The sequence below is a fragment of the uncultured Dietzia sp. genome (assembly GCF_937873725.1).
Lineage (GTDB): Bacteria > Actinomycetota > Actinomycetes > Mycobacteriales > Mycobacteriaceae > Dietzia.
The window spans coordinates 1-1,530 of the sequence record NZ_CALMYY010000026.1 but is presented as its reverse complement, the minus strand read 5'-3'; the positions used below and the strand labels follow the sequence as shown (position 1 = coordinate 1,530).

Sequence of the window (1,530 nt, the reverse complement as noted above, 5' to 3'; positions counted from 1 at the left end):
GCCCGCCGCCGAGAAGCCGGAGCCCGCCGCCGAGAAGCCGGAGCCCGCCGCCGAGGTGCGCGAGCCGGTCGTGGCGAAGCCTGACGAGACCGACCCCGAGGCGCCGACGTTCGCCGACATGGGGCTCGCCCCGGCGGTCGCCCAGGCGGTCCGCGATGTGGGCTACGAGATCCCCTCCGCCATCCAGGCGGCCACCATCCCGCTCGTGCTCGCGGGACGCGACGTCGTGGGCCTCGCACAGACCGGTACGGGCAAGACCGCCGCTTTCGCGCTGCCGATCCTGTCCCTCATCGACCCCGCGGTCAAGAGCCCCCAGGCACTGATCCTGGCCCCGACCCGGGAGCTCGCGCTCCAGGTCGCCGAGGCCTGTATCACGTACTCCGCCAACATGCCCCAGGTCAACGTCCTGCCGATCTACGGCGGCCAGGCCTACGGAATCCAGCTGTCGGGCCTGCGCCGGGGCGCGCAGATCATCGTCGGTACGCCGGGTCGCGTGATCGATCACCTGAAGAAGGGCACGCTCGACCTCTCGGGCCTGCGGCATCTGGTGCTCGACGAGGCCGACGAGATGCTCGCGATGGGTTTCCAGGAGGACGTGGAGCGGATCCTCTCGGACACCCCGGAGACCACCCAGGTCGCGCTCTTCTCGGCCACGATGCCGGCCGCGATCCGTCGGATCTCGCAGAAGTACCTCACGGATCCGGCGGAGGTGAAGGTCGCGTCCAAGACGGCCACCGCGCCGACCATCGAGCAGCGCTACGTGCTCGTCAACCACCGCGACAAGCTCGACGCCCTGACGAGGATCTTCGAGGTCGAGGACTTCGACGCGATGATCCTGTTCGTCCGGACCAAGTCGGCCACGGAGGAGCTCGCTGAACGGCTCCGGGCCCGTGGGTTCTCGGCGGCACCGATCAACGGTGACATCCCCCAGAATCTCCGCGAGCGGACCATCGAGGCGCTCAAGGACGGCCGCACCGACATCCTGGTGGCCACCGACGTGGCCGCGCGCGGCCTCGACGTGCCGCGGATCAGCCACGTCGTCAACTACGACATCCCCCACGACACCGAGTCGTACGTGCACCGGATCGGCCGAACGGGTCGCGCGGGTCGGAGCGGGCACGCGTTGCTCTTCGTGACCCCCCGCGAGCGGCGGCTGCTCTCGCAGATCGAGCGGGCCACGCGTCAGCCGCTGACGGAGATCCAACTCCCGAGTGTGGACGACGTCAACGAGATGCGGATGGCCAAGTTCGCGCAGTCGATCACCGAGAGCCTGGACGACACGCACATCGCCCTGTTCCGTCGCCTGGTCGAGGAGTACGCCTCCGAGCACTCCGTGTCGATGGCCGACATCGCGGCCGCGCTGGCCACCCAGTCCCGCAACTCCACCGACTTCCTCATGAGCGAGCCGGACCGGCCGGTCCGCCGCGATGACCGCCGGGACGACCGCCGCGACGACCGGCGGGACGACCCCCGTGACGGGGCGCGGGGCGGCCCGCGGGGCGGCCGCCCGGGGGGGGCCGGGCGGGCGTT

At 71.0% G+C, this 1,530-nt stretch carries 1 protein-coding gene; it reads left to right on the top strand.

What is annotated here, in order from left to right; translation table 11 throughout:
- Positions 1 to 118: 118 nt before the first annotated feature.
- Positions 119 to 1,530, top strand: a 1,412-nt coding sequence (locus tag Q0444_RS01905; protein WP_299020894.1) for a DEAD/DEAH box helicase, incomplete at its 3' end; no start/stop codon positions are given.